The sequence below is a fragment of the uncultured Planktomarina sp. genome, from assembly GCA_943788425.1.
Classification (GTDB): Bacteria; Pseudomonadota; Alphaproteobacteria; order Rhodobacterales; family Rhodobacteraceae; genus Planktomarina.
In genome coordinates, this window is sequence record CALSQF010000004.1 from 284561 (window position 1) to 309160 (window position 24600).

A 24600-nucleotide genomic window follows, 5' to 3' on the forward strand; every position below is an offset into this window, starting at 1 on the left:
CATTGCGGCGTGATCGCGGCGGCGGTGCGCTGCCTATGACCGCGGCTTCGGTCATCTCCTCCTGCTGCCCTGAAATGCTGGTCCTGCGCCACGGGCAAACCGAGTGGAATGCGACAGGGCGGTTGCAAGGTCATCTCGACAGCCCCTTAACCGAAAAAGGCTTGCGCCAAGCACGGCGTCAGCATGAGCTGTTGCAGCCCTATGATTTGACGGGTTTTCGCTTTATCACCAGCCCCCAGGCGCGCGCGCGCAAGACGGCGCAAATTGCCCTTGCGGGTCTTGCGGCGCATATTGAAACCTCATCGGAGTTGATGGAAATTGGCTTGGGGGCTTGGGCTGGATCCACCCGTGCTGAGATTGCGCAAGAAAGAATGATTAGCCTTCAAGATCTTGGGCAAACCCAATTCTATGACTGGGCGCCCGGCGGGGAAGGCACTGAGCGGCTTTACGAACGCTGCGCGGCATTCTTGAGCCAGCTGACAGGACCGGCGGTTCTGATCACACATGGCATGACCTCGCTGTGTTTGCGGCTCTGCGCGCTGGGTTGGGGGCTTGATCGTTTGGCAGATTTGCCGAGCGGGCAGGGGGTGGTTTATCGCGTCAAAGCCGGCCATCATGATGAGTTGTAAAAAACTGAAAAAAACTGCTTGCCCCGCAGGCTTGCCCGATCTATATCGCCTCCAACGGGTCGTTAGCTCAGTTGGTAGAGCGCTTCGTTTACACCGAAGATGTCGGGAGTTCGAGCCTCTCACGACCCACCAGTACACCCCTGCCACATAACCCGCGTGACAGCCAAAATCGCCTGAGCCTGAGGCTTGGCGTTTACCTGTCGAACAGACATCTTTAATATAATCGAGAAATTCACCTGAGATTTTGTCTGATGGCTGTTCTTGTCGTTGCAGGGCACTGGCGCATGTGGGATAATCGCGAGACTCGATGACGACAGGGATACCTGACATGACTAATTTTTTGACACGCCGAACAACGATGGTTGATACGCAGATTAGACCGGCTGATGTGACGAAATTTCCCATTATTGAAGCCATGCTTCAGGTGCGGCGGGAGGTTTTCGTGCCAGATCACCTAAATGAAACCGCTTATGCGGATGCGATTTTGGACTTGGGCCATGGCCGCGTGATCCTTGAACCGCGCACCTTTGCCAAAATGCTCGATGCTGTGGATATTCAAGGCAATGAGTTGGTATTGGATATCGGCTGCGGTCTTGGCTATTCCTCCGCTGTGATTGGAAAATTTTCGGAAGCTGTTGTCTCTATTGAAGAAAATGAAGCTATGGCCGCTGAGGCTGAGGCGAATTTGGCCGCTGAGGGCTGTTTAAACGTCGCAGTTGTGCAGGGCAGCTTGGCGCAAGGTGCCGCGCAACACGCCCCTTTTGATGTGATTGTCGTGCAAGGGGCGGTGGAGCGCATGCCAGCCGCCTTGATCGAGCAACTGGCTGAAGGGGGCCGTATTGTTGCGGTCTTTAGCCAAAAAGGTCAGGGCGCGGTTCGGGTGGGCTACAAGACTGATGGTCAGATGTCCTGGCGTTTTGCCTGCAATGCTTTTGCGCCAGTTTTGAAAGGGTTTATGGCAGAGCGCAGTTTTGCACTTTAGAAATTGAAATGATTCTTTTGCCTGGGGGGCACAAATGTTTGGACGGAAATTTGCTGAAATAAGCTGCGCGGCCATGTTGATTTTGGCCACACCCAGCGTCGCTGCTGCCGAGAGCCTGCGCGACAGCCTGCGCAATGCCTATGAATACAGCGGTTTATTGGTACAAAATCGCGCCTTGTTACGCGCTGCGGATGAAAAGGTTGCTGACGCTGTGGCGGCTTTGCGCCCGGTGATCAGCTGGAGTTCAAAATTTTCCCACAGTTACAGTGACGCGGCCAATGGCGACAGCTTGATCACAAGGCTGAACGCGAACTGGCTGCTCTATGATTTTGGCAGGTCGAATTTACAGACGGAAGCGCTGAAGGAAAGTGTTTTGGCGACCCGGCAGTCGTTGGTGTTGATTGAGCAAAACGTGCTTTTGCGGGCGGTGCAGGGGCATATGAATTACCGCCGGTCGGTGGAATTTGTATCCCTCCGGTCGGCCAATGTGGAATTGATTGAGCAAGAATTGCGCGCCGCGGAAGATCGGTTTGATGTGGGTGAGGTGACCCGCACGGATGTGGCATTAGCGGAGGCGCGTTTGGCTAGTGCGCGGGCGTCGCTTGCAGGTGCTCAAGGCGATCTGGCGAAGGCCGCGGCGGAATATCATGCGGTTGTGGGACGTAAACCGGATGACCTTGTAACCCCTTCGAGCCTGCCTGAACTGCCAGTGGATGTTTCTGCTGCCATTGCCACCGCACGGGCCCATCACCCGGAGCTTAAACGCGTGCAACATGAGGTCGCGGCGGCTGAGCTTGCTGTGAAAGCCGCGCAGCTGGCCTATCGCCCAAGGCTCGAAGCTGGCGCTGGGGTCTCTAACCTGGATCTTGATGGAGAGGTGAGCCGAAGCCTTAGTTTGACGGTCAGCGGGCCACTGTACAGCGGTGGTGCCATTGCATCGGCCAGCCGTGCTGCGATCGCACAACGGGACGCAATGCGGGCGCGTTTGCATGTCGCAGGTCTCGAGGCCGAGCAGACCGTGCGCAATTCATTCGTTGTATTGGAGGTTGCGCGCGCCACGGGTGGGGCGACGGATCGGCAGATTGAAGCGGCCAGCGTCGCTTTTCGCGGTGTCCGGGAGGAAGCCTCTTTGGGCGCACGGACGACTTTGGATGTGCTAAATGCTGAGCAAGAGCTGCTGGATGCGCGCGTGAGCCGCATTTCAACACGGATCGATGAGCAGATCGCGAGCTATAGCTTGCTGGCCGCGATGGGAAGGTTAACCGCGACAGAGCTTAATCTAGGCGTAAAAACCTATGACCCGGCGGAATATTATAATCTGGTAAAGTCGGCACCGCGCACCAAAAGCAAACAGGGCGCAGCCCTCGACCGCGTGCTGCGAGGCTTGGCTGGAAATTGAGCCGGACTGCGGCTCGTGATATGTGCAAGCCCCGATGACAAGGAGGCGCTGTGACCCATAAGGATGACCCACTCGAGCCAGATGCTTTGGTGCTATTCACGCGCAAGTTAATTTCTGATGCTCCAATTTCGGTACAGGGTGCAGGCGTGGTCGCCCCTTTGGTGTTGCAAGCCAGCCAGCGGGTTGCTCCGCCATCCTCGGAGCCGGTTGTGCTTACGCATGTGGATCGAGCCAGCGCCGATGCAGCGGACCCCGAGCCGCCCAAGCCTGAAGCACCACTGTCGCATGATCCCGAATATCTGGAGGTCATTGCCAACCTCCGCCGCGCTCTGGCCGGTCCGATGCGCGACGAGCTGTCGAGCGCGGTTTTGACTATGATTGACGATAGCGATCCTTGAGCTATGCTCAACCGGTGTTATTAGCTGCGGCTCCTACAGCGCGACAGGTCTTGCTAGGGCGATCAGCGCATCGACATCTAAATACTGCTCGATAAAAGCCGCGAGCCGGTCCAAAGTTTCCTCCACAGCCGCGTCATAGGAGGCGAGCTGCGATTGCGTGCCGAGCATGGTCAAGACCTCAGCGCGAAAACTATCAGAGGCAAAAAGGCCATGCAAATAGCATCCACGCACCAGGCCATCAGCGGAGATTGCCCCCTCATGACGATCTGCGAGCTTGAGCCATGGATTTTGGCAATCGATTCCGCTGCTCTGGCCGAGATGGATTTCATAACCGCAGACCGGCGTGTTGGTTTCGGCGCTGTAGGCTTCGGTCAATGACAGGTTTTTCTTTGGAACCATCGTGGTTTCAATATCCAAATATCTCAACCCATCGATGGAGCGTGGCGCGCCTTCTATTCCGTCAGGGTCATGAACCTTGCGCCCCAGCATTTGATACCCACCACAAATACCAATGATGTGACCGCCGCGGCGGTGATGCGCTTGAAGATCAATATCCCAACCATTGGCGCGAAAATTTTCCAGATCACTTATGGTGGACTTGCTGCCGGGCAGGATTACGAGCGACGCGTCACCGGGCAATGGTTGACCTTGTTCAACAATTTCGACGGTCACATTTGGCTCTGCTACCAGCGGGTCGAGATCATCGAAGTTGGAAATCCGCGCCAAACGCGGCACGGCGATTCTGATCGCGCCACCGGACCGGGTCGCAATATCCATCACATCCTCCGCCGGTAGCTTCCAAGCCTCGGCGAACCATGGCAAGACGCCAAGCGATACCCATCCCGTCTGTTCGGTGATGGCTGTCATGCCCTCATCAAAGAGCGACACGTCCCCGCGAAATTTATTGATTGCAAACCCCGTGATCCTGTTGCGATCATTAGCCGGTAAAACCGCATATGTTCCGACCATTTGCGCGATCACCCCACCCCGGTCGATATCGCCGATCAGGACCACTGGAACATTGGCGGCTTCTGCGAACCCCATATTGGCGATATCCCCAGAGCGTAGGTTGATTTCAGCTGGGCTTCCCGCACCCTCAATCACGATGAAATCGGCATGTTTTGCCAGTTGGCCAAAGGAATCTAACACCCGTGGCATCAAGGTAGGTTTGAGTGCCGCATAGTCTCGGGCTTTTACTGTGGTGAGCCGTTGCCCTTGAACCACCACCTGCGCGCCGATCTCGGACTCGGGCTTTAACAGCACCGGGTTCATATCGACGATCGCGGGCCGTCCGCAGGCGAGGGCTTGTAGCGCTTGCGCGCGGCCGATCTCTCCACCGTCGACGGTGACGGCGGCATTGTTGGACATATTTTGCGGCTTGAACGGTGCCGGGTGATGGCCGCGTTTGACCAACGCGCGGCAAATCCCGGCCACCAATACGGATTTGCCGACATTCGATCCGGCACCCTGTATCATAATCGCTTTGGTCATACGGCCCTCCTTGAGGTCTCAGGATGTTCAGCCGAAGTGAATACCGGATTGGCGGTCGAACATGCACGAAGTTTAGTCTGCGACGTGCGCCAGAGCCATCTTTAAAGCGGCAGTTTCTTGCCTGTTCCGGCAAATTGATCGCCAAAAAGCAAAACGCGCCCGTTGGGGCGCGTTGGCGGTCACAACCGTGAAGAGGTTTTAAGCGGCTTCTGCCTGCTGGCGACGCTCGCTCTCTTCGCGGCTCAGAGCCACGGAGGTGCGAATGCCTTTGCCGACGAAATCCATGAGGCCCGAGACGACACGCTCGTTGGGATCAATGCCCGCGCAGGAGAGCACTTCGCGCCCATCGCGAGAGCGAGCCCAACGCGCAATTTGCTCAGGTCCGTTGCCATATTTTTTATCGTCTGCAATTGCGTCATCTAATGCAGCGAGTACAACGGCCGCAAAGAGTTTGCGAGCGCGGTTGCCCTGTTCGTTGTTAAAAGCGTTTCCGTCGACGAAATCTTTCATCTCGTGTCCTTTTAATTCTTACTCTTGAACTTTCCGATCTGCGCTCCTTATGCAGCATGGAAAACGATTCGGGTGGTCTCTTTTGGAATATCTGCCATGCGCTCATCGCATAGCTAGTCGGCCACCCTCGGCATCAGTCGTGGCTTGAAAACACGCCCTTGCTTCGATATAGGCGATGTTGAATCAAAATCAACCTTTTACACAAGGTTCCATACATGCCAAAGATTAACGGAAATGAAATACGCATCGGCAATGTGCTTGAGCATAATGGCGGCCTGTGGAGTGCGGTGAAAGTCGACCACGTAAAGCCCGGAAAAGGCGGAGCTTTTGCTCAGGTGGAAATGCGCAATTTGCGCAATGGGTCAAAATTGAACGAGCGATTCCGGTCTGCTGACAAAGTGGAAAAAGTACGTTTGGAACAAAAAGATCAGCAGTTTTTGTATGAAAATGACGGTATGTTAGTGTTCATGGATATGGAAACCTATGATCAGATTGAACTGCCGGCGGAGCTGCTTGGCGATCGTCGTCCATTTTTGCAAGATGGTATGACTGTTCAGATTGAATATCATGAGGCCGAAGCGCTGCATGCCACTTTACCTCAAAAAGTGACTTGCAAAATCGTTGAGACGGAGCCTGTGGTCAAAGGTCAAACCGCGGCGAATTCTTTTAAGCCAGCTGTTTTGGACAATGGGTTGAAAGTCATGGTGCCGCCTTTCGTTGGGCAAGATGAGTTGATCATCGTAGACACTATTTCGATGGAATATACAGAGCGGGCCTAAACTGTGATGACGGCAGAGCCTGCAACCATCTCAGGCGCGATCCGATCAAAGCGCAGATAGGCCAATGCAAGCCCGCCATGTTGTGTGTATAATATGCCGGCGGGTTTTTCATTTGCAAGAACGGCCGTGCCAATTGGCGCAGATCCAGTAATTTTAACTTGCCGCAAGCCTTTGCGGAGCTCGGTTTTATGTTTCATGCGCGCGACGATCTCTTGTCCGACATAGCAGCCTTTTTTAAAATCCACCCCGTTGAGGCGCTCGAAATCCATTTCTAGGATAAAGCGCTCTGGGGTTAACTCGATTCCCGTCTCTGGTATGATATGCGCGACACGCAAGCCTGGCCAATTGATGGCACCTGCCTCCTGTCGTCCGAAGGCGCGCCAGCCCAGATTTGGATCGCGCGGATCTGCAAACCCATCCGGTGGGACCGTACCCAAGCCGCAGCACAGGTCGATATCTGTTTTTGAAATTTGTACATCTGCGCGCAACCGATACATATTTAGGCGCATAACTATGCTGGGGCAAATCTCTGATGCCACGTCGATCAGCAGATCATCTGGCCGTTGCAACACGAAAAAATCTGCAAGATATTTGCCCTGTGGTGTCAATAGCGCCGTATAATGTAATCCAGGTGCGGAGATGTCATTGGTCACAAGATTTTGCAAAAAGCCAATCCGGTCGCGACCGGTGACTTGAAGTATGCTGTGGGGCTGTTCGGGCTGGGCCATGGGTGTTCCTTTGTCTGACGATCCCATATAAGCTGTTTTGACCGTAAAGCTAGAGGCCTCATGTCCGCTCCGATTTCTGTTGTGATCCCGACGCTTAATTCTGCCGATAGCTTACCGGCGACTCTTTTGTCGTTGATGGAGGGATTGGAGGCTGGATTGATCTGCGAAGTGGTTGTCACTGACGGCGGATCGACAGATGCCAGCGGCTCTATCGCTCTGGACTGGGGCGCTGAGGTGATAACCGGAGATGCCTCGCGCGGCGGGCAATTGCGCCGTGGGGTGGCGGTCACGCGCGGTGCTTGGGTTATGGTTCTGCATGCGGATACGAGCTTGCAAGAGGGCTGGGCCGATCAGGTGAAAGCTCACATGCAGCAAGGCCCGCTATGTTTTTCACTGGCCTTCCGCGCCAGAGGTCTTGCGGCCCGATGGGTGGCGGCTTGGGCGAATTTGCGAAGTGATGTATTTGGTCTACCCTTTGGTGATCAGGGGCTCTTGCTGCGTCGGACAGAGTATGACCGGGCGGGAGGCTATCCAGACCAGCCATTGATGGAAGATGTGGCATTGGTCCGGGCCATAAAGCGAAAAATCCGCCGACTGCCGGCCTGTGCTTTCACAGGTGCCGATAAGTATCAGCAACAGGGCTGGTTTCGTCGCGGGGCGAAGAACATCGGTCTCTTGTTGCGGTACTTTTGGGGTGCAGATGCCAAAGATTTGGCGCGTCGCTATCATAGAATATAGAAGGGCTGTGCACCATGCTGCGGCAAGAGCCGAAAGGTGGTGGCGCTTGCCCTATTGGTTTTCGGAGCGATCAAATTGTAAGCGACATAAATCCGAATAATGCCCACCTGCCGCAATCAGCTCCGTATGGGTGCCTTGCTCAATCGCGCGGCCTCTGTCCATCACGATGATGTGATCGGCAGAGACAATGGTCGACAGGCGATGCGCGATGACCAAAGTGGTACGATTTTCAGAGAGTTTCTCTAAAGCATTTTGCACTAGGACCTCTGATTGGGTGTCCAATGCTGAGGTGGCTTCATCCAAAAGTAATATTGGCGTATCGCGCAGGAGCGCGCGGGCTATGGCGACCCGTTGACGCTGCCCGCCGGATAGGTTTGAGCCGCGCGGCCCGACTTCGGTATCCATACCTTGGGCTAAAGTTGGCAGGAATTCGCCCACATGGGCCGCTGCGACCACCTCATCGAGTTTCGATGGATCCGTATCGCGCGCATCAAGGGTGATGTTTTCCCCAAGGGTTTCATCAAACAGTAAGCTGTCTTGCGACACCACCGAGATGCAGGTCCGAAGGGCACTGGGATCAATTTCCGTATTGGCTAGGCCGGAGATCGTTATCTTGCCCGAGCTATGGGCGTAAAGCCGGGTGAGCGCATTAAAGATTGTTGTTTTGCCCGCACCTGAAGCGCCGACAATGGCGGTGGTTTTTCCAGCGGGCGCGCGGAAAGAGACATCGCGCAGCACCGGTGTTTCGCCAAACTCTAAGCTGACGTTCTTAAATTCAATATCGCCAAAAGGTTGCACGGGTTTGGGATGATCCGGACCGAGCAGCGTTGGCTGATGGCTGAAAATATCTCGCATTCTTTGAATGGATACAGACGCGGCGTTGATGAGCCCTGAGATGCCAGCCAAGCGGCGTAGCGGTTCAAATGCCAATCCCAATGCACTGAAGAAGGCCATGAATTGCCCGACTGTTTTAGCGCCGCTGATGATTTCATATCCACCATAAATAATCACGCAGGCAAAACCGATGCCACTCATCACATCCACCAGTGAAGGGATAACGGCCGTGCCGAAGAGAGTTTTAACCTCGACTTCAATTTGCCGCTTGGTTAGGGCGCGATAGCGGTCTGTATAGTAGCGCTCCAGCCCATTGAGCTTGATTGTTCCGACCCCATGGAAGGCCTCATTGAGGCGCGTTGCCATATTGGCGGCGACTTCTCGGGCTTTAACTGCCTGCTTGCGCGTATAGCGCTGCGCGACCAGCGACGGGAACAATAGCAATGGTGCACCGACCAATGCTGCGACAGTCCATAACCAATCTATTGATAACATGACCGCAAAAAGCGATACCAGTCCGATCAGGTCGCGCGCTGCGCCGCGCACCAAAAGCGCCCATATTCCGGCGACGGCCTGCACATCGCCGTTGACCCGCTCCATCAAATATCCCGGAGCATAGCGGGAGAAAAAGCTGAGATCCAATTGTAGTAAGTGGCGCAGCAAATCATTTTGCAAATCGGCTACGGATTGTTTGGCAATTTTGGTCATGAGGACCCGGTGCACCACTGAGAGCACGCCTCGGATCAGAAATAATCCCAAGACAATGCCGCCCACCAACCACAATTGGCTCTTGCTCCCCCCCACAAAAACTCCGTCAAAGAGGGGCTGCATCATCCAGGCAAGCCCGCCGACCATACTGCCTTCGATCATCATCAACACGACAATAATCGCCAAAACCCATGTGTGGCGTTGCAGATATCCGCGCCAGAGCCACAGGAACAAGGCGCCTTGTTTTATGTCTTTGGGGGATGATGATTTCATGTCCATGGGCGCCTGTTAGTGCTTTGTTCGAGTTGCTGCAAGGGACGGCCGCTTGACGCGGCAGTAAACCGCGAATACCGATTGGCTATCATAATCGAGGTGAAATTTTATGTCACTGTCCCAAGGCCGTTCCTATCTCGCCATTCCGGGCCCTTCGGTCATGCCCGAGCGCGTTTTGCAAGCGATGCATCAACCCTGCCCAAATATATATGAGGGGGGATTGATTGAGCTGACCCATAGTTTGATTCCGGATCTGAAACATGTGGCTGGCACGGCAGGTCAGGCGGCAATCTATATTGCCAATGGCCACGGCGCTTGGGAAGCGGCTGTATCGAACGTCTTGGCACCGGGCGATACGGTCTTGGTGCTGGCAACCGGGCGGTTTTGCACGGGTTGGGGCGAAATGGCTGGCGCCCTTGGGGTTATGGTGGAGATACTTGATTTTGGCAACCAAGCGACGATTGATTTGGCGCAGGTCGAGGCCCATCTTGCCGCCGATAGGTCGGGGCGCATCAAAGCTGTGATGGCCGTCCATGTGGATACATCGACCTCAGTTCTCAACGACATCGCAGGGCTGAGGCGCAGTCTGGATGCTGCGGGGCATGGCGCTTTGCTTATGGTCGATTGTATCGCCAGCCTTGGCTGTGATAAATTCTTAATGGACGAATGGGGCGTCGATCTCATGGTCACAGCCTGCCAAAAAGGCTTGATGACCCCACCCGGTATTTCCTTTGTATTCTTCTCTGATAAGGCTGCTGCGGCGCGCAATGCGATTACGCGGGTCAGTTCCTATTGGGACTGGAACGCACGCATAAATCCTGAATATTTTTATCAATATTTCTGCGGCACTGCGCCAACGCAACATTTGCTGGGGTTGCGGGAGGCTTTGGATATGATTCTTGAAGAAGAATTGGACCATGTCTGGGCGCGGCATGAGGCGATCGCGCGGGCGGTTTGGGCGGCATGCGAAGCCTGGGGTAAAGTTGGACCATTGGCGATGAATATCGCAAAGCCAGCTTTGCGCAGCCGCGCGGTGACGGCGCTTTCAATTGGGGCGCCCAACGGGCTCAATTTACGCCGTTGGACAGAGCATCAAGCCGGTCTGACGCTGGGCATTGGTTTGAATATGGCCACAGATGACGATCCGAATGCGGATGGGTTTTTCCGCATCGGGCATATGGGGCATATTAATGCGCAGATGATCATGGGAACGCTTGGAGCAATCCAATCGGGCTTGATGGCCACAAAGGTTCTCCATGGTGAGGGGGGATTGGAGGCCGCGGCGCATGTATTGGCCGCGGCGACCCACGGCTAGCCTAGCCGGATCTTGCGGATTTCAGGGCTTGCGGCAAGACTGTTGCAACCAAAGCCATCGCTGCTGTGTCTCCGCATGATATGCGGATGCAACGGTTCATCGGTGCCACGGCCGGCATGCGGATAAACACAGAGCGCGCGACTGTCTGCTCCAGGACCGCACGGGCAAAATCGCCATCGCCGCCGCAATCTATCGTGACAAAATTCGTGGCCGAGGTCAGCGGGATGAGGCTATTATCTTGGGCAATTTTTGCGAGAGTCTCGCGGCTTTTTGCCACTTTTTGCACGATTGCCGCCACATAGGCTTGGTCTTTGAGGGCGGCCAAGGCTCCAGCTTGGGAGATTCGCGACAGTCCGAAATGATTGCGCATTTTGTCGAAGGCAGAGATCAGAGGTTTTGGCCCTATTGCATAGCCCACCCGCGCGCCTGCCATGCCATAGGCTTTGGAAAAGGTTCGCAGACGGATTACATTATCGGTCTCGGGTCGCAAGAGCGGCGCCGTCCCGTTTGGCGCCAGATCAATATAGGCCTCATCAAGCACTAAAAGGCTAGAATTGGGCAGGTTATCAATCAAATCCTGCACAACATCAGCGCTGTGCCAGCTGCCCATTGGATTGTCAGGATTGGCGAAATAGACCAATTTCGCGCCCAAATGATGGGCCTGCTCTGCAAGGCTCTGGGGATCCTCGTGATCGTCCAGATATGGCACCATATGCAGAGTGCCGCCATTGCCGGCGGCATGATAATTAAACGTTGGATAGGCCCCATGGGAGGTCAAAATAGCATCCCCCGGCGCCACGGTCAGGCGGGTCAAGGTTAATAACAGACCATCAATGCCCTCACCTATGGTGATATGGCCCGGATCAATGTTGTGATGCGCGGCCAATGCTTGTCTCAAATCATGATTTTCCGGGTCGCCATATTGCCAAACCTCCTGCGCCGCTTGTGTCATCGCCTCGATCGCAAGCGGCGAGGGGCCAAATTGGCTTTCATTGGCCCCCAATCTTGCAACGAAAGGCCAACCCAAGGCCCGCTCTTGGGTTTCCGGCCCCACAAAGGGCACGGTCGCCGGCAAGGATTTGGCCAAGTCAGTGAGCGCATAATGTGACATGGCACGATCTCCAGGCAAAAGGGTTTTGGGCAGTTTAGCCAATTTCTTCCAATCTGGCCAATGCTGTAGCGAGTTTGGCCTCTTCCTCCTCACGGGCTTCGAGATTGGCCCGTGTTTCGGCTAGGACCTCTGGCGGGGCGGAAATTGCGAATTTCGGGTTATTCAAACGCCCCCGAAGGCCGCCCAGTTCTTTTGCCAATTTACCCATGCTTTTTTCAAGTCGCGTCTTCTCGGCTGCCACATCTATAATATCTGCCAGCGGCAAGCCAAAGGTGGCTTGGGGCGCGGTGATGGTGATGGCGCCTTTGGGCATTTCAGGCACTTGGGTGACTTCAGTGATCCGAGCCATTTGTTGAATTTGCGCCATATTTGCGGCCAAAGCTGTTTCTCCGGCCGGGCTGATCGCCACTTGGACCAAAGGCACTTTCGCACCGGCGGGCACATTCATCTGCGCGCGGGCAGAGCGGATGGCGTCAATCAAAGCAATGACCCAGCTAATTTCTTCGCTGGCGGCCGCATCGACCAATTCGAGCCCATAGCCTGGCCAATCTTGATGCACCAGCATCTGGGTCCGCGATGCTGTGATGCCCCAAAGCTCTTCGGTGATAAAGGGCATGATGGGATGCAGCAAGGTCATAGATTGCTCCAAGACCCAAGCCAATGTTATTTGTGTTTCCAATCGCCCAGCGTAACCGCTGGAATGGCTGCCTTTCAAAATTGGCTTTGACAGTTCGAGATAACGATCGCACAAAGTACCCCACACAAAGCCGTAGAGTGCGGAGGCTGCATCATTGAACCGATAGCCCTCCAGTGCGGCATCCACCGCCACACGCACCCGCCCCACTTCGCCGATGATCCATTTGTTGAGCGCCAAATCTGGGCTGGGAATGGAATCGCTTCGGTGTGCAAACGCCTTACTGAACTCTGCAAAAGAACAGGCATTCCAGAGTTTTGTACCAAAATTTCGATAGCCTGCAATGCGCTGCATATCCAGCTTGAGCACCCCACCTAAGGAGGCCATAGAGGCATTGGTAAAACGCAGAGCATCGGCACCAAATTCGTCGATAATCTCCAGCGGATCGACCACATTACCCGTGGATTTACTCATTTTCTTACCCTTGGCATCACGCACCAAGCCGTGCAGGTAGATGGTATTGAACGGCACTTGATCGACCACTGCCAATTGCATCATCATCATCCGTGCAACCCAGAAAAACAAGATGTCAGAGCCGGTGATGAGATCAGAGGTGGGGAAAAACCTTTGTAGTATATCATTTTGTGCATCGGCCTCAGCCACGCCGGTCCAGCCCAAAGTTCCGATGGGCCAAAGACCGGAGGAGAACCAGGTGTCGAGCACGTCGGGATCACGGGTTAGCCGTGCGTCGGGGCCAGCGAGCGCCTGCGCCTCTGCTTCAGTCGCGGCGCAATATTGCGCGCCGCTATCATCAAACCAAACAGGAATTTGATGGCCCCACCACAATTGCCGAGAAATGCACCAAGGCTCAATATTTTCAAGCCAATGAAAATAAATTTTCTTTTCTGACTTGGGCAGAATTTTGACGGTGCCATCACGCACCGCTTGGAGGGCTGGGGCGACGATTTTGTCCGTATCAACAAACCACTGATCTGTCAGCATCGGCTCAATTACCACTTTTGATCGGTCGCCGAAGGGCTGCATGATGGGTTTGTTTTCCACCAAGGGCACCAGCCGGGTGGTCTGCTGCCCTTCTGCGTCGGTGATGGTCGCCTGGGTCATCACCGCCAATCCTTCGCGGGTAATGTCATCGACAATTTTTTTGCGCGCTTCGAAACGATCCATGCCGCGATAGGCATCGGGCACCATATTCATGGCCGCAATTTTGGCCTCGTCAAAACTCTCCTCGCCATTGGCAATGCGCTGGGCGGTGGCCGCCTCGGTCGCATAGGCCTGTCCATCGGCCCGCAGATTGGCTTTGGTGTCCATCAGGTTATACATCGGAATGCCAGCGCGTTTTGCCACTTGATAGTCGTTGAAATCATGCGCCCCCGTAATTTTGACGGCGCCAGACCCGAAGTCTTTGTCTGGGTAGTCATCGGTGATGATGGGAACCAAACGTCGCTGCGCTTTGGGCCCAACGGGAATTTCGCACATCATCCCCACGATCGGCGCATAGCGCTCGTCGGAGGGATGTACCGCAACCGCGCCATCACCCAGCATGGTCTCTGGGCGGGTGGTGGCAATTGAGATATAGTCGCGCTCTTCTTGCAGTGTGATGTTTCCGTCTTCGTCCTTCTGCACATATGTATATTTAGCGCCGCCTGCGAGAGGGTACTTAAAATGCCACATGTGGCCGGCGACTTCGATATTCTCAACTTCGAGATCTGAGATGGCTGTCTCGAAAAGTGGATCCCAATTGACCAGACGCTTGCCGCGGTAGATCAGGCCTTTGTTGTACATTTCCACGAAGACTTTGATCACCGCATCGTGAAAATTTGGGCTATTTTCATGGCCGGTGCGCGTGTCACCCTGCGCGCCTGCCATGGTGAAGGCTGTGCGGTCCCAATCGCAGGAGGCGCCCAAGCGTTTGAGTTGGTTTACAATTGTTCCGCCAGATTGCTCTTTCCACTGCCAGACTTTTTCCAAAAATTTCTCGCGGCCCAGGGCCACGCGGCCCGGTTCGCCCCGCTCTTCCAATTGCCGCTCAACGACCATTTGCGTGGCGATGCCCGCATGGTCTGTCCCGGCCTGCCAAAGGGTGTCAAAGCCGCGCATCCGGTGCCAGCGCACCAAGATATCTTGCAAAGTATTGTTGAAGGCATGACCCATATGCAAAACGCCCGTAACATTAGGCGGGGGAATCATGATGCAATAGCTCGACGCTCCGGGTTTGGCATTGGCCCCGGCTGTAAAACAGCCCGCCGCCTCCCAGGCTTTGTAAAGACGATCTTCAGCTTCCGCTGCGTTGAATTTTTCCATGGCCATAATAGGGGGGTATCCTTCGAATTTGTCTCCGAATACCTATTTCTCTGGGCGAGTGAAAGCCCTAGCTGACCAAAGCTTCGCGCGCGCCAGGGCGCAGGACGGCTGGATCATAGGGTTGCCGCGCAAACACCTCGCGCACCCGCTGCCCGAAATGCTCAATTGGCAATGTCTCATAGTCCGGATCAAAGCTGTTTTGGTCCCACCGTTCGCAGAAGGTTGCACAGTCCTCAAAATAGATATGGCCGCGATAGGTTTCGCGCTTGTCTCGGTTGCCGCCCACGTGATGGCCATAATAGAGCATCTGAAAATCACCGTGTTTCTCAACAACCCAGGCGCATTGTTCTCGCACGAAGGGGCGCAGGATAGCGGCGGCATATTCGTCGTGATTGTAGGGCGCGAAAATATCGCCGATATCATGCAACAGCGCAGAAACAATCCAATCGGTATCGGCCCCATCGCGCTCCGCGCGGGTGGCCGATTGCAGCGAATGGCCCAGACGCGTCACCTGATAGCCAGATAGGCCTTCATCCAGCGCAACCAATGCCCGGAGCAGGCGATCGGCTGTGCCCATGGTATATTCAATCTCATGTTCCGTGAGAAAGGCATAATCTGCCGCATCGCCATCTTTCATGGCGCGAAATTTCACTTGATCCATCATCTGTACATCTCGGCTTTGCCCTCGGCGCCCGCCATCATGACATTGGCCTGTTCTGTTCGAATTTCTTCGTAAAGTAAAAGATCCTCTGGATGAATCAAGCCCTTTGGCGCGTCGCAGAGGGTGAAATTTCCCGTGTCACAATTGCCGCGCATAGGCACGCCGTAATCGGGCGCATTATTGGGTTTTTTGACATGTGGGCTTAAAAAGCGCATCACAACACCAATTCTGCGGTCATCGCTTATATTGGCTCCCGAGCCGTGGATCATCAAGCCGTGGTGCCGGCTGATCTCGCCCGTCGCCAGGGCGCCGCTGGATTTGTCTTCCTCCGCCACATCTACCTTGATTTCTTGACCGCGTGATAGATGATTCAGCTCATCAAAGCTATCCTGATGGGAAATAATCGTGTTTTTGTGACTGCCTTTCACAAAATCCATACATCCGCTTTCCGGCGTTGCCGGAGAGAGCGCCAGCCAAGCGGTGAGTATCCCATCAATTTCACCCAAGCCCCAATAGGCCAAGTCTTGATGCATCGTCACCACATTTTTTGTCCGCGGCTCTTTGATCAAAAAATCTGTCGAATACAGTAAGACATCAGGCCCTAAAATACCCTCAACCACATCCAATATCGCGCTATGGGCAGCGATCTCATAGGCCAGCGCCATAACGATATGTGCATTGACCCGTTTGTATACATTCAAAGCCCGTGGCAGGTCGTTGTCGAGCCAATCGCTTCCAATTGGGCGGGCCAATCTTCACATTGCTGCGCGGAAATCGCATGGATGGGGCATAAAAAACCGTCCTCCCAATAGCTTTGGATCTGGGCGTCGGACAGGCGATGAGAGGTTTGGGCGTTTGGCATTGTGAACTCCGTGAATGCGCCAAATGCGCCATATCAAAAAGCGGCAGTCTTGCCTGAACACGACATCCGTGAATTAATCTGCTTGTGGCTGGACAGTTGGGGGCAGGTTGGTACAGTTTAACCAAACTTAGGAGCAGGTGCGTGGAAAAATTTGGAAAGAGCCAATCGGTATTGCGGCGCGAAGATGATCGTTTTCTGACGGGGCGCGGGCAATATGTGGATGATACCGCGCCGGAGGGGACGTTACATGGCTATGTGCTGCGTTCAAGCTACGCGCATGGGGTGATCACAGCGTTGGACACGCAAGAAGCGGAAGAGGCCGAGGGGGTTCATCTCGTGCTCACTGCGGCCGCGCTGGAGACGGCGGGACTCTTGGGCAAGATGGAGGCCAGTCTGGTGAAAAACCAAGATGGCCAATTGGCGCCCAACACCGATCGGTTCTTGTTGGCCAAAGACAAGGTGCGCTTTGTGGGGGAACCTGTGGCCATGGTCTTTGCTGAGACCTATGCGCAGGCGCGGGCCGCGGCGGATATGATTGAGCTCGAGGTTGATGATCTGCCGGTGCATCTTGAATTGCAACCGGGCGGGCCCAATTTGCATGAGGCAGCGCCGAATAATGTCGCCTTTGATTGGGCTTTAGGTGACAGCGCGCAGATGGAGGCGGTGAAAGGCAAAGCGGCCCATCTGTTGAGTTTCGAGATTTCCGACAACCGTGTGATTTGTAATTCCATGGAGCCGCGGGGCTGCTGGGCGGATATAGAAGATGGGCGGGTGCACCTATGCGTGAATGGCCAGGGGGTCTGGTCGCAAAAAGGGCAATTGGCGAAGATGTTGGGCCTGCCCGAAAGCGAGATCCGCGTGACCAACCCCGACGTCGGTGGCGGCTTTGGTATGAAAGCCATGGCCTATCCGGAGTATTTCCTAGCCGCGCAGGCCGCGCGCGTGCTCAATCGTTCGGTGCGCTGGATGTCGGACAGATCGGAGGCGATGCTGTCGGACAATGGTGGTCGGGACCTAACCTCAACGGCAACGCTGGCTTTGGATGCCGATCATAAGATCATCGGTTATCAGGTGCGGACGCTGGCCAATATGGGCGCCTATTCGGGTCAATTTGCCCAGCCCATTCAAACGCAGCTGTTTTCAAAAGTTTTGACCGGTCTTTACGATATCCCGGTTGCGCATTTGCAAGTTACCGGGATCTACACCAACACCACGCAGGTAGATGCCTATCGTGGGGCTGGGCGTCCTGAGGCGATTTACGTTTTGGAACGGGCCATGGATTACGCGGCCCGTGCGCTGGGCATCGACGCTTGGGATTTTCGCCGGCGTAACTTCATCGCGCCAGAGAAATTTCCCTATAAGACGGCCAGCCAAGTGCGCTACGATGTGGGGGATTTCAGTCTTGTCTTGGATCGTTTGGCCCAAGAGGCTGCGCGCGAAGACTTTGAGGCGCGGCGCGCTGCAAGTGCGCAAAAGGGTCTGCTGCGCGGCTTGGGACTGTGCTGTTACATCGAAAGTATTTTAGGCAACCCGACCGAGAACTCGCGGGTTGTGTTTCAGGCCGATGGCAGCGTTAATCTTTATGTGGGCACGCAGTCCGGAGGGCAGGGGCATGAAACGGTTTATGCCCAATATCTGGCCGATCAAACCGGTCTGCCGGTGGAACAGATCAACGTGATCCAAGGCGACAGCGATCTCATTCCCACGGGGGGCGGAACTGGTGGATCGCGCTCTGCGACGGTGCAAAATTCCGCGACTTTGGCCTTGGTTACTGTGATGACGCAGGCTTATAAGCTCTTTTTGGCGGAACATCATGAGGCCGATCCCGAGGATGTGAGCTTTGATGACGAGGTGTTTCGGATTGCGGGCTCCAACGTGGTGTTCAGCTGGTTGGATGCGGCCAAACTGGCGCGTGAGGCCGGGCAGTCGGCGCTTTTGGATGTGACGCAATCGGCGACTTTGGATGATTTGAGCTTCCCCAATGGAGCGCATTTGGCGGAAGTGGAAGTTGATCCGCAGACCGGGCAATCACGGGTCGTGCGCTATGTCATCGTCGACGATTTCGGCTATCTTCTCAATCCCATGTTGGTGGAGGGGCAGGTGCATGGCGGCGTGGTTCAAGGGCTGGGGCAGGCCATGATGGAACATGTGGTATATGATGACAACGGCCAGCTTCTGACAGCCAGCTTTATGGACTATGGCATGCCGCGGGCTGCCGATGTGCCGATGTTTGACTTCAACTCCGTCGTGGTGCCCTCAACCGCCAATCCTATTGGCATGAAGGGCTGCGGTGAGGCTGGCACCATTGGCTCAATGGCCGCTGTATCCAATGCGGTGATGGATGCTTTGGCCTCAAAGGGTGTAACGCGGGCGGATATGCCCTTCACGCCGCAGCGGGTTTGGAGCATGTTGCAAAACGCAGGCTAAGTCGTCATGTCTCTTTGGCATTGGATCAACTCCAAGATTTGGCAGAACCGCTTTGGGCAGGTCGTGGAAGATGCGGGGCCTGCGTCTGGGGCCGCACCGCGCCGAGCGGTGCATGTTGTTGTCATGGACGGCACGCTCTCCTCGCTGGAGCCGGGGTTTGAGACAAATGCGGGGTTGGCCTATCAGCTTTTGAAACGTAACGCTGGGCCGGAGGTGATATTGCATTACCAACCCGGGCTGCAATTTGACCGGAGTAATTTTCTGGCATCAGCCTGGTCTGTGTTGACCGGCAGCGGGTTGGATTGGCAAATTCAGAAGGTCTATGGCGCTCTGGCGAGCCGCTATCAGCTAGGCGATGAGATCTTTTTGATTGGCTATTCGCGCGGTGCCTTTGCGGCGCGCTCTTTGGCGGGATTGATCGATCGGGTCGGGTTGCTGCGACGCGATCAGGCCACCCAGCGTCATGTCAGCATGGCCTATCGCCACTATCGGGACGGCAGCGACGCCTTGCGGGCCTTTGCGAAAGAATATTGCCACTTAGATGTCCCTATCACAGCGATTGGGGTTTGGGACACGGTCAAAGCGCTTGGGCTGCGCGTTTCGGGGCTCTGGCGGATGTTTGAGGAAAAATACCAGTTTCACAACCATCAGATCAGCGCCTGTGTCGGCGCCGGGTTTCAGGCTTTGGCTTTGGATGAAACCCGAGACATATATCGACCTGAAATGTGGGAGGATCCACCAGATCGGCTGGTTGCGTTGCAGCAGGTCTGGTTCGTTGGGAATCATGGGGATGTAGGCGGGCAGGTGATGGGATCTCCGCAAACACGGCCCTTGTCAAATATCCCCTTCGTTTGGATGATGCAGCGACTGGAAGAGCAAGGCCTTCATTTGCCCAAGGCTTGGGCAGAGGAGTTTGTGCAAGATGTTCATGCGCCCTCGACGGGCAATTGGAGCGGATTGAACTGGGTGTTTTGGGCACGGTCCAGGCGTTTGGTTGGACGCTTTCGTTCAGAGTCAATTCATCCCAGTGTTGCTGATGGGCGGCCTGGGCGGCTCATCAACTTGCATAATGATGCAGGTGGTTGAGCCGGTCGCATAGAGTTTTCCATCGTCGGCACCGCGAATTTCTCCCGCGGCCACGCCGGTGGATCGGCCGGCGTGCTGCACCCATCCGCGGGCGATAACAGGCTGGCCGATTGAAATGCTGCGGGTGATATTGATCTTATATTCCAGCGTTGTGTAAATACTGCCTTTTGGTACTTTGGTCATCACTGCACAGGCCATACAGCTGTCTAATACCGCACCATACCATCCGCCATGCAGTCCGCCCATTGGGTTCGTGTGATCAAACTCCGGGGTTCCAGCAAAGGTGACAGCACCCACAGATACCTCGGTCAGCTCATAGCAAAGCAACCGAGCGATGGGTGGGCGCGGCAATTTGCCGTCGCGCATGGCGCACATAAACTCATAACCGGACATCGATAGAAGTTGCGCGCGGGTGGGCAAATCCGAAAAATCTTTCGCCTCTGTCATTTCAAGCTCCCTGCGCGCTGGTGTTGACGGAGCCTAACGTGGCGCAGGGAGGGCTTCAAGCCACGCGGCGGAGGCTTTGTTGCGGTACCTTTCCCAAAGCGGTGCAAATGGCACTGACCACTTCGGCTTTGTTCATCGTGTAAAAATGCAGATGCTCAACACCATTTTGGATCAAACTGTCACAAAGTTCACTGGCCTGCGCGATGGCCATCATCTCGGCCCGGCCCTCTCGTTCGGCGCGGGCGAAGCCCTCTGCCAGATCAGGGGCGATAGAGGTGCCACAGGTGCTGACGATGGCCTGGGTTGCTGCCCAATTTTGCACAGGCAGAATGCCAGGGATGATGTGTAGGGTGATCCCCCGCGCTGCGGCTCTATCGCGGAAGCGTAGAAAAAACTCTGCGTGGAAGAAAAATTGGGTAATCGCAGCCGTAGCGCCCGCATCTTGCTTGCGTTTGAGCCAATCTAAATCACTCTGGGAGCTCTGTGCCAAAGGGTGCAGCTCTGGGTAGGCGGCGACGAAAATGTCCCGCATCGCGTTTTTCTTGGCGCATCCGATTAAGTCCATCACTTCCAAACCTTTGGGCGCCGTATCTCCGCGCAGGGCGACAATCCCCTCCGCGCCAGCCTCTTGCACCGCTTTCAGATAGGTGGGAAGATCAGCCGGTTTCTGGGTCGCACAGGTGATATGTGCCTGCAAGCGTCCCAACCCGGACCGCTGCAACGCCCGCAGGGTATCTAGGGTTTGCGGGGGATCATTGCTGCAGGTGACAGAGGAAAACCGTGGCGCAAATTCGGCCAGACTCTCGACAGCCCGGCTTAATGAAAAGGCCGCTGTTATTGTTTTTGGCGAGAAAAATTCAAACGAAATTTGGGGCATTTTATCCTCATGGAAGCTTGATCTTGTTGACAGTGCCAGAGGATTGTGATTAATCAAATTCATAAAATTCAATTTAGTTATGAGAAATTTTACGAATGCACTTTGATTTGCGCCACCTTCGTGCCATCCGCGCCATCCACAAATGCGGAGGGCTGTCCCGTGCGGCCGATAGTGCTCAATCTCACACAATCGGCCCTGTCGCATCAAATCAAAGGGCTTGAAGATCAGGCGGGCGTTGATCTTTTTGTGCGGCGCACCAAACCGCTGAAATTGTCGGCCGCCGGGCAGCGGCTGCTGAAATTAGCCAACCGGGTGTTGCCAGAGGTTGAGGCTACGGAAGAAGAATTTCGAAGCCTGCTGTCGGGCAAATCAGGTCGGTTGCATATCGCCATTGAATGCCATGCGTGTTTTGAATGGCTGTTCCCCGTTTTGGAGGCCTTTCGTAAAGCCTGGCCAGATGTCGATGTCGATATCCGTCCGGGTTTGGCCTTTGACGCTTTGCCGGCTCTGGCGCGTGAGGAGGTGGATTGGGTGGTCTCCTCCGATCCAGAAGAGCATCCTGATCTCGAATTTTCACCGCTGTTTGATTATGAACCGGTATTTGTTGCCTCAAGCCAGCACTCGCTGGCGCAAAAATCTTGGATTGATGCGCAAGACTTTCGTGACGAGCTCTTGATTACCTATCCTGTAGATCGCGCCCGGTTGGATGTGTTTTCGCAGCTTTTGATGCCCGCCAAGGTCGAGCCGCGGGCGGTGCGTCAGGTAGAGCTGACGGCGGTGATATTGCTTTTAGTGGCCTCAAATCGCGGCGTTGCGGTGCTGCCCGATTGGGTTGTGCGCGAAGTGCGTTATAATTCCGATTATGTGACCCGACCGCTCACAAAGCAGGGACTCAACCGCCGGCTCTATGCTGCAACCCGCAGAGAAGAGACAACAAAACCTTTTATGGCGCATCTGCTCAAACTCGCGCGCAGCGAGCCAGTGAAATTGCAACGCAGCTAGCCCTTGGCAAGCTGGCTTGGGCGGCGTATAGCCCAGCCTGATCTGCAGGAGCATCACCATGGTACAAAGCGCAAATATGAACGTAATGATCGCGACAGCGCGCAAAGCTGGACGCGCCTTGGCGAAAGATTTTCGCGAGGTGGCCAATTTACAAGTGTCAGTTACAGGCGCCAGTGATTTTGTCGCCCGCGCGGATATGCATGCGGATAAAGTGGTGAGAGAAGAGCTGCTCGCGGCCCGTCCGACCTATGGGTACCTGGCCGCTGAAAGTGCTGAAATTAAGGGCAAAGATCCGACCCGTCACTGGATCGTGGATGCCATGGTAGGTGTCACCAACTTCCAACACGGCATGCCTCATTATGCGGTCACGATTGCTTTGCAGCATAAGGGCGAGATTGTTGCCGGCGTGATTTACGATGCCGCGCAAGACGAATGTTTTTTTGCAGAAAAAGGCCAAGGGGCTTGGATGAATGAAACGCGCATGCGGGTTTCTGGCCGTCGCAGCTTATCGGATTGTGTCTTTGCCACTGGGCTGCCAAGTTCAGGCTGCTCGGACTTGCCGCAAGCCTTGGCTGATCTGTCGCAGCTTTTGCCGGCCTCATCCGGCGTGCGCAATCTTGGTGCCGCCGCGCTGGACATGGCCTATGTGGCCGCTGGCCGCGTGGATGGATTTTGGGGCCGCCGCTTGCAACTTTGGGACGTCGCCGCTGGGATGATCATTGTGAAAGAGGCGGGTGGATTTTCCGAGTCCATTCAACCGGGTGGTGACCCGTTACAAGACGGAACGGTGATTGCCGCAAACGATCAAGTTTTCGCGCCGTTTAGCAAGATCATCCGCAAAAATAGCTAACTCCAGCTGTCTTTGAAGCTGTTCTATCAGAGTGGACACGGGTTTGCTGGCTCGAACATGCGATCTTTGCATGGGTTGGAGACTGTTTGCGCACACAAGTTTGCACAATATGCTCTCAGCTTGACAGATGATCGATTTGGCCCAGTTTGAGACTATGAGAAGTCTTTTTATTTTCCTTTTCACCGTCTTCGCTACAGGCGCCTTGGCCCAGTGCCCAAAGAATCCTGAGATTTCTGAGGAGCTCGATCGTGCGTATCGAACGCTGAAATTCGCGAAATTTCCCCGAGATGCACAGGCTGCGACGAATGTGCTTTGGAGCCTGTGGACCCGTGCACCTGACACTCATGCGCAACGCATGCTCAACCGGGGGATGACGAACCTCCAGCTTGGCGATTTGACAGCTGCCGAGGGATTTTTGAACACTCTCATTGAGTATTGTCCTGATTACGCCGAGGGTTACAATCAACGCGCCTTCGCGCGGTATTTGGCGGGGAACTTCGAAGCAGCTTTGCCAGATCTGGTCCGCACCCTTAGCATCCAACCGCGCCACCTTGGGGCCTTGTCGGGTAAAGGCTTGACCCATTTGGCACTCGGACAGCCAGAGCTGGCAGAAATTGAGTTTCGAAGAGAGCTGGCTTTGAACCCATTCACAGCAGATCGGGATTTGATCCCGAACTTAGGCACGGATTTGTAGAGAATCTGCCTTTACACGCTCAGCATTTTGCCTATGTTCTCCGCTGTGCCCGCGTGATGGAATGGTAGACATAGAGGACTTAAAATCCTCAGGCTTAACGGCCGTGCCGGTTCGAGTCCGGCCGCGGGTACCACCACATAATGAACATTTAGTAAATAGGCCGGCTGTGCCCCTTGGTGCGCATCACAACCGCCGCTGACATCCAGAGCACAACGGGCCACGCCTGCGCGGAGCAGATCCAAGCTGCGAAGATGTTCGTTGAGGCGAGATCATGCCCACCAAAGGGGTTCGGGCTCTTCGCTTTTGTGAATATTGAAGGTCCGCAAGCGTTCCAACAGCCAATTCATGCGGGCAGCGTCCTCGTCAAGATAGGGCTTTGTCAGTGAGACAATATCCTGAGCCGGAGCGCGGAATGTTGCAGTCCATGCAGCGAGTTTAAACAGTATTGGAACAAATGCGATGCCGGACTCCGTTAGGTAATAGGGTTTCTTTTGCGCATGCTGCTCTGAAGTTCCGATTTCGAGCAGTTTGAGATCACGCATTAACTTCAAACGAGAAGATAGGGACCCCGAAGAAATATTCTCCATGTTGTTATTGAGAATATCGTTAAAGGTGCGCCGATTAAACAATGCAATATCGCGAATGATAATCGCAATCCATTTGTCGCCGAGAAGATGAGAAGCAAGCCCAATTGGGCACATGTTTTCCTCTACGAATTTTCCATCTACTCCATTTTTTACATCCAACATAAAACCACCTTACTATTTAAACTACTGTCCTAGTGACATTGGATCGCCAATTTCGGCACGTCAATTATATTTTGTCTAAAGTCCCACGTACCTT

23 protein-coding genes, 2 tRNA genes and 1 pseudogene are annotated in these 24600 nt (G+C 54.8%); 14 read left to right on the forward strand and 12 right to left on the reverse strand.

The genetic code is table 11. The features are described from left to right. Nucleotides 1-2 precede the first annotated feature (2 nt). From ABLW18_RS04640 to ABLW18_RS04660, 5 genes are all read left to right on the forward strand, one after another. The gene (locus ABLW18_RS04640) at nucleotides 3-629 is read left to right on the forward strand and encodes a histidine phosphatase family protein (protein WP_347823685.1); all 627 of its coding nucleotides are present in this window, start codon (nucleotides 3-5) and stop codon (nucleotides 627-629) included. 56 nt (nucleotides 630-685) lie between these two features. Next, nucleotides 686-761, forward strand: a tRNA-Val gene (locus ABLW18_RS04645). A gap of 196 nt (nucleotides 762-957) precedes the next feature. Next, nucleotides 958-1611, forward strand: coding sequence for a protein-L-isoaspartate O-methyltransferase (locus tag ABLW18_RS04650; protein ID WP_347823686.1), 654 nt, complete (start codon nucleotides 958-960; stop codon nucleotides 1609-1611). 34 nt (nucleotides 1612-1645) lie between these two features. Beyond that, nucleotides 1646-3010, forward strand: a complete 1365-nt coding sequence (locus tag ABLW18_RS04655) for a TolC family outer membrane protein (RefSeq protein WP_347823687.1) — start codon at nucleotides 1646-1648, stop codon at nucleotides 3008-3010. 50 nt (nucleotides 3011-3060) lie between these two features. Then, nucleotides 3061-3408, forward strand: coding sequence for a hypothetical protein (locus ABLW18_RS04660; RefSeq protein ID WP_347823688.1), 348 nt, complete (start codon nucleotides 3061-3063; stop codon nucleotides 3406-3408). A gap of 33 nt (nucleotides 3409-3441) precedes the next feature. Here the strand turns inward: ABLW18_RS04660 and ABLW18_RS04665 are convergent, their stop codons facing one another. Beyond that, nucleotides 3442-4899 (reverse strand): cobyric acid synthase, encoded by a 1458-nt coding sequence (locus ABLW18_RS04665; RefSeq protein WP_347823689.1) that lies wholly within the window; start codon nucleotides 4897-4899, stop codon nucleotides 3442-3444. Nucleotides 4900-5097: 198 nt separating this feature from the next. Continuing rightward, entirely contained in the window at nucleotides 5098-5409 is a 312-nt protein-coding gene (locus ABLW18_RS04670) for a DUF6280 family protein (protein WP_044049365.1), read from the reverse strand. 215 nt (nucleotides 5410-5624) lie between these two features. Here ABLW18_RS04670 and efp point away from each other — a divergent pair, with 215 nt between their 5' ends. Beyond that, complete coding sequence (gene efp, locus ABLW18_RS04675) at nucleotides 5625-6188, forward strand: elongation factor P (protein ID WP_044049366.1); 564 nt, start codon at nucleotides 5625-5627, stop codon at nucleotides 6186-6188. On the opposite strand, the gene ABLW18_RS04680 is transcribed toward efp, so the two are convergent. Next, on the reverse strand, nucleotides 6185-6916 hold the full coding sequence (locus ABLW18_RS04680; protein WP_347823690.1) for a folate-binding protein: 732 nt from the start codon (nucleotides 6914-6916) through the stop codon (nucleotides 6185-6187). The genes efp and ABLW18_RS04680 overlap by 4 nt on opposite strands. 60 nt (nucleotides 6917-6976) lie before the next feature. Between ABLW18_RS04680 and ABLW18_RS04685 the strand changes: the two genes are divergently transcribed. Continuing rightward, entirely contained in the window at nucleotides 6977-7654 is a 678-nt protein-coding gene (locus ABLW18_RS04685; RefSeq protein WP_347823691.1) for a TIGR04283 family arsenosugar biosynthesis glycosyltransferase, read from the forward strand. Between the two features lie 51 nt (nucleotides 7655-7705). On the opposite strand, the gene ABLW18_RS04690 is transcribed toward ABLW18_RS04685, so the two are convergent. Then, the gene (locus tag ABLW18_RS04690; protein ID WP_347823692.1) at nucleotides 7706-9469 is read right to left on the reverse strand and encodes an ABC transporter ATP-binding protein; all 1764 of its coding nucleotides are present in this window, start codon (nucleotides 9467-9469) and stop codon (nucleotides 7706-7708) included. A gap of 109 nt (nucleotides 9470-9578) precedes the next feature. On the opposite strand from ABLW18_RS04690, the gene ABLW18_RS04695 reads away from it, so the two are divergent. Continuing rightward, nucleotides 9579-10784 (forward strand): aminotransferase class V-fold PLP-dependent enzyme, encoded by a 1206-nt coding sequence (locus ABLW18_RS04695; RefSeq protein ID WP_347823693.1) that lies wholly within the window; start codon nucleotides 9579-9581, stop codon nucleotides 10782-10784. A gap of 1 nt (nucleotide 10785) precedes the next feature. Here the strand turns inward: ABLW18_RS04695 and ABLW18_RS04700 are convergent, their stop codons facing one another. The 5 genes from ABLW18_RS04700 to ABLW18_RS04720 all read right to left on the reverse strand — a co-directional run bounded on the left by ABLW18_RS04700 (nucleotide 10786) and on the right by ABLW18_RS04720 (nucleotide 16374). Then, complete coding sequence (locus ABLW18_RS04700; RefSeq protein ID WP_347823694.1) at nucleotides 10786-11895, reverse strand: pyridoxal phosphate-dependent aminotransferase; 1110 nt, start codon at nucleotides 11893-11895, stop codon at nucleotides 10786-10788. A 34-nt stretch (nucleotides 11896-11929) separates the two neighbouring features. Further along, complete coding sequence (locus tag ABLW18_RS04705; RefSeq protein WP_347823695.1) at nucleotides 11930-14857, reverse strand: valine--tRNA ligase; 2928 nt, start codon at nucleotides 14855-14857, stop codon at nucleotides 11930-11932. 61 nt (nucleotides 14858-14918) lie between these two features. Further along, nucleotides 14919-15512, reverse strand: coding sequence for an HD domain-containing protein (locus tag ABLW18_RS04710; protein WP_347823824.1), 594 nt, complete (start codon nucleotides 15510-15512; stop codon nucleotides 14919-14921). Then, on the reverse strand, nucleotides 15512-16264 hold the full coding sequence (locus ABLW18_RS04715) for a phytanoyl-CoA dioxygenase family protein (RefSeq protein WP_347823696.1): 753 nt from the start codon (nucleotides 16262-16264) through the stop codon (nucleotides 15512-15514). Before ABLW18_RS04715 ends, ABLW18_RS04710 begins: the two co-directional genes overlap by 1 nt. Then, the gene (locus ABLW18_RS04720; RefSeq protein ID WP_347823697.1) at nucleotides 16210-16374 is read right to left on the reverse strand and encodes a hypothetical protein; all 165 of its coding nucleotides are present in this window, start codon (nucleotides 16372-16374) and stop codon (nucleotides 16210-16212) included. Before ABLW18_RS04720 ends, ABLW18_RS04715 begins: the two co-directional genes overlap by 55 nt. Before the next feature lie 141 nt (nucleotides 16375-16515). On the opposite strand from ABLW18_RS04720, the gene ABLW18_RS04725 reads away from it, so the two are divergent. Together ABLW18_RS04725 and ABLW18_RS04730 are read left to right on the forward strand one after the other, a co-directional pair. After that, on the forward strand, nucleotides 16516-18801 hold the full coding sequence (locus ABLW18_RS04725) for a xanthine dehydrogenase family protein molybdopterin-binding subunit (RefSeq protein ID WP_347823698.1): 2286 nt from the start codon (nucleotides 16516-16518) through the stop codon (nucleotides 18799-18801). A 6-nt stretch (nucleotides 18802-18807) separates the two neighbouring features. Beyond that, a complete protein-coding gene (locus ABLW18_RS04730; protein WP_347823699.1) occupies nucleotides 18808-19887 on the forward strand; it encodes a DUF2235 domain-containing protein in 1080 nt (359 codons plus the stop codon). Here the strand turns inward: ABLW18_RS04730 and ABLW18_RS04735 are convergent. Both ABLW18_RS04735 and ABLW18_RS04740 read right to left on the reverse strand, forming a co-directional pair. Continuing rightward, nucleotides 19816-20334: a PaaI family thioesterase gene (locus ABLW18_RS04735; protein ID WP_347823700.1), complete on the reverse strand. Its 519-nt coding sequence runs from the start codon at nucleotides 20332-20334 to the stop codon at nucleotides 19816-19818. The genes ABLW18_RS04730 and ABLW18_RS04735 overlap by 72 nt on opposite strands. A 55-nt stretch (nucleotides 20335-20389) precedes the next feature. Beyond that, nucleotides 20390-21211, reverse strand: coding sequence for a methylenetetrahydrofolate reductase (locus tag ABLW18_RS04740; protein WP_347823701.1), 822 nt, complete (start codon nucleotides 21209-21211; stop codon nucleotides 20390-20392). 95 nt (nucleotides 21212-21306) lie between these two features. Between ABLW18_RS04740 and ABLW18_RS04745 the strand changes: the two are divergent. From ABLW18_RS04745 to ABLW18_RS04760, 4 genes and pseudogenes are all read left to right on the forward strand, one after another. Next, nucleotides 21307-22213 (forward strand): annotated as a pseudogene (locus ABLW18_RS04745) (LysR family transcriptional regulator). A gap of 58 nt (nucleotides 22214-22271) precedes the next feature. Next, nucleotides 22272-23063, forward strand: coding sequence for an inositol monophosphatase family protein (locus ABLW18_RS04750; protein WP_347823702.1), 792 nt, complete (start codon nucleotides 22272-22274; stop codon nucleotides 23061-23063). A gap of 154 nt (nucleotides 23064-23217) precedes the next feature. Next, complete coding sequence (locus ABLW18_RS04755; RefSeq protein ID WP_347823703.1) at nucleotides 23218-23757, forward strand: tetratricopeptide repeat protein; 540 nt, start codon at nucleotides 23218-23220, stop codon at nucleotides 23755-23757. Nucleotides 23758-23804: 47 nt separating this feature from the next. Beyond that, nucleotides 23805-23890, forward strand: a tRNA-Leu gene (locus ABLW18_RS04760). Between the two features lie 136 nt (nucleotides 23891-24026). Here ABLW18_RS04760 and ABLW18_RS04765 read toward each other — a convergent pair. After that, nucleotides 24027-24506: a winged helix-turn-helix transcriptional regulator gene (locus tag ABLW18_RS04765; RefSeq protein WP_347823704.1), complete on the reverse strand. Its 480-nt coding sequence runs from the start codon at nucleotides 24504-24506 to the stop codon at nucleotides 24027-24029. Between the last annotated feature and the right edge of the window lie 94 nt (nucleotides 24507-24600).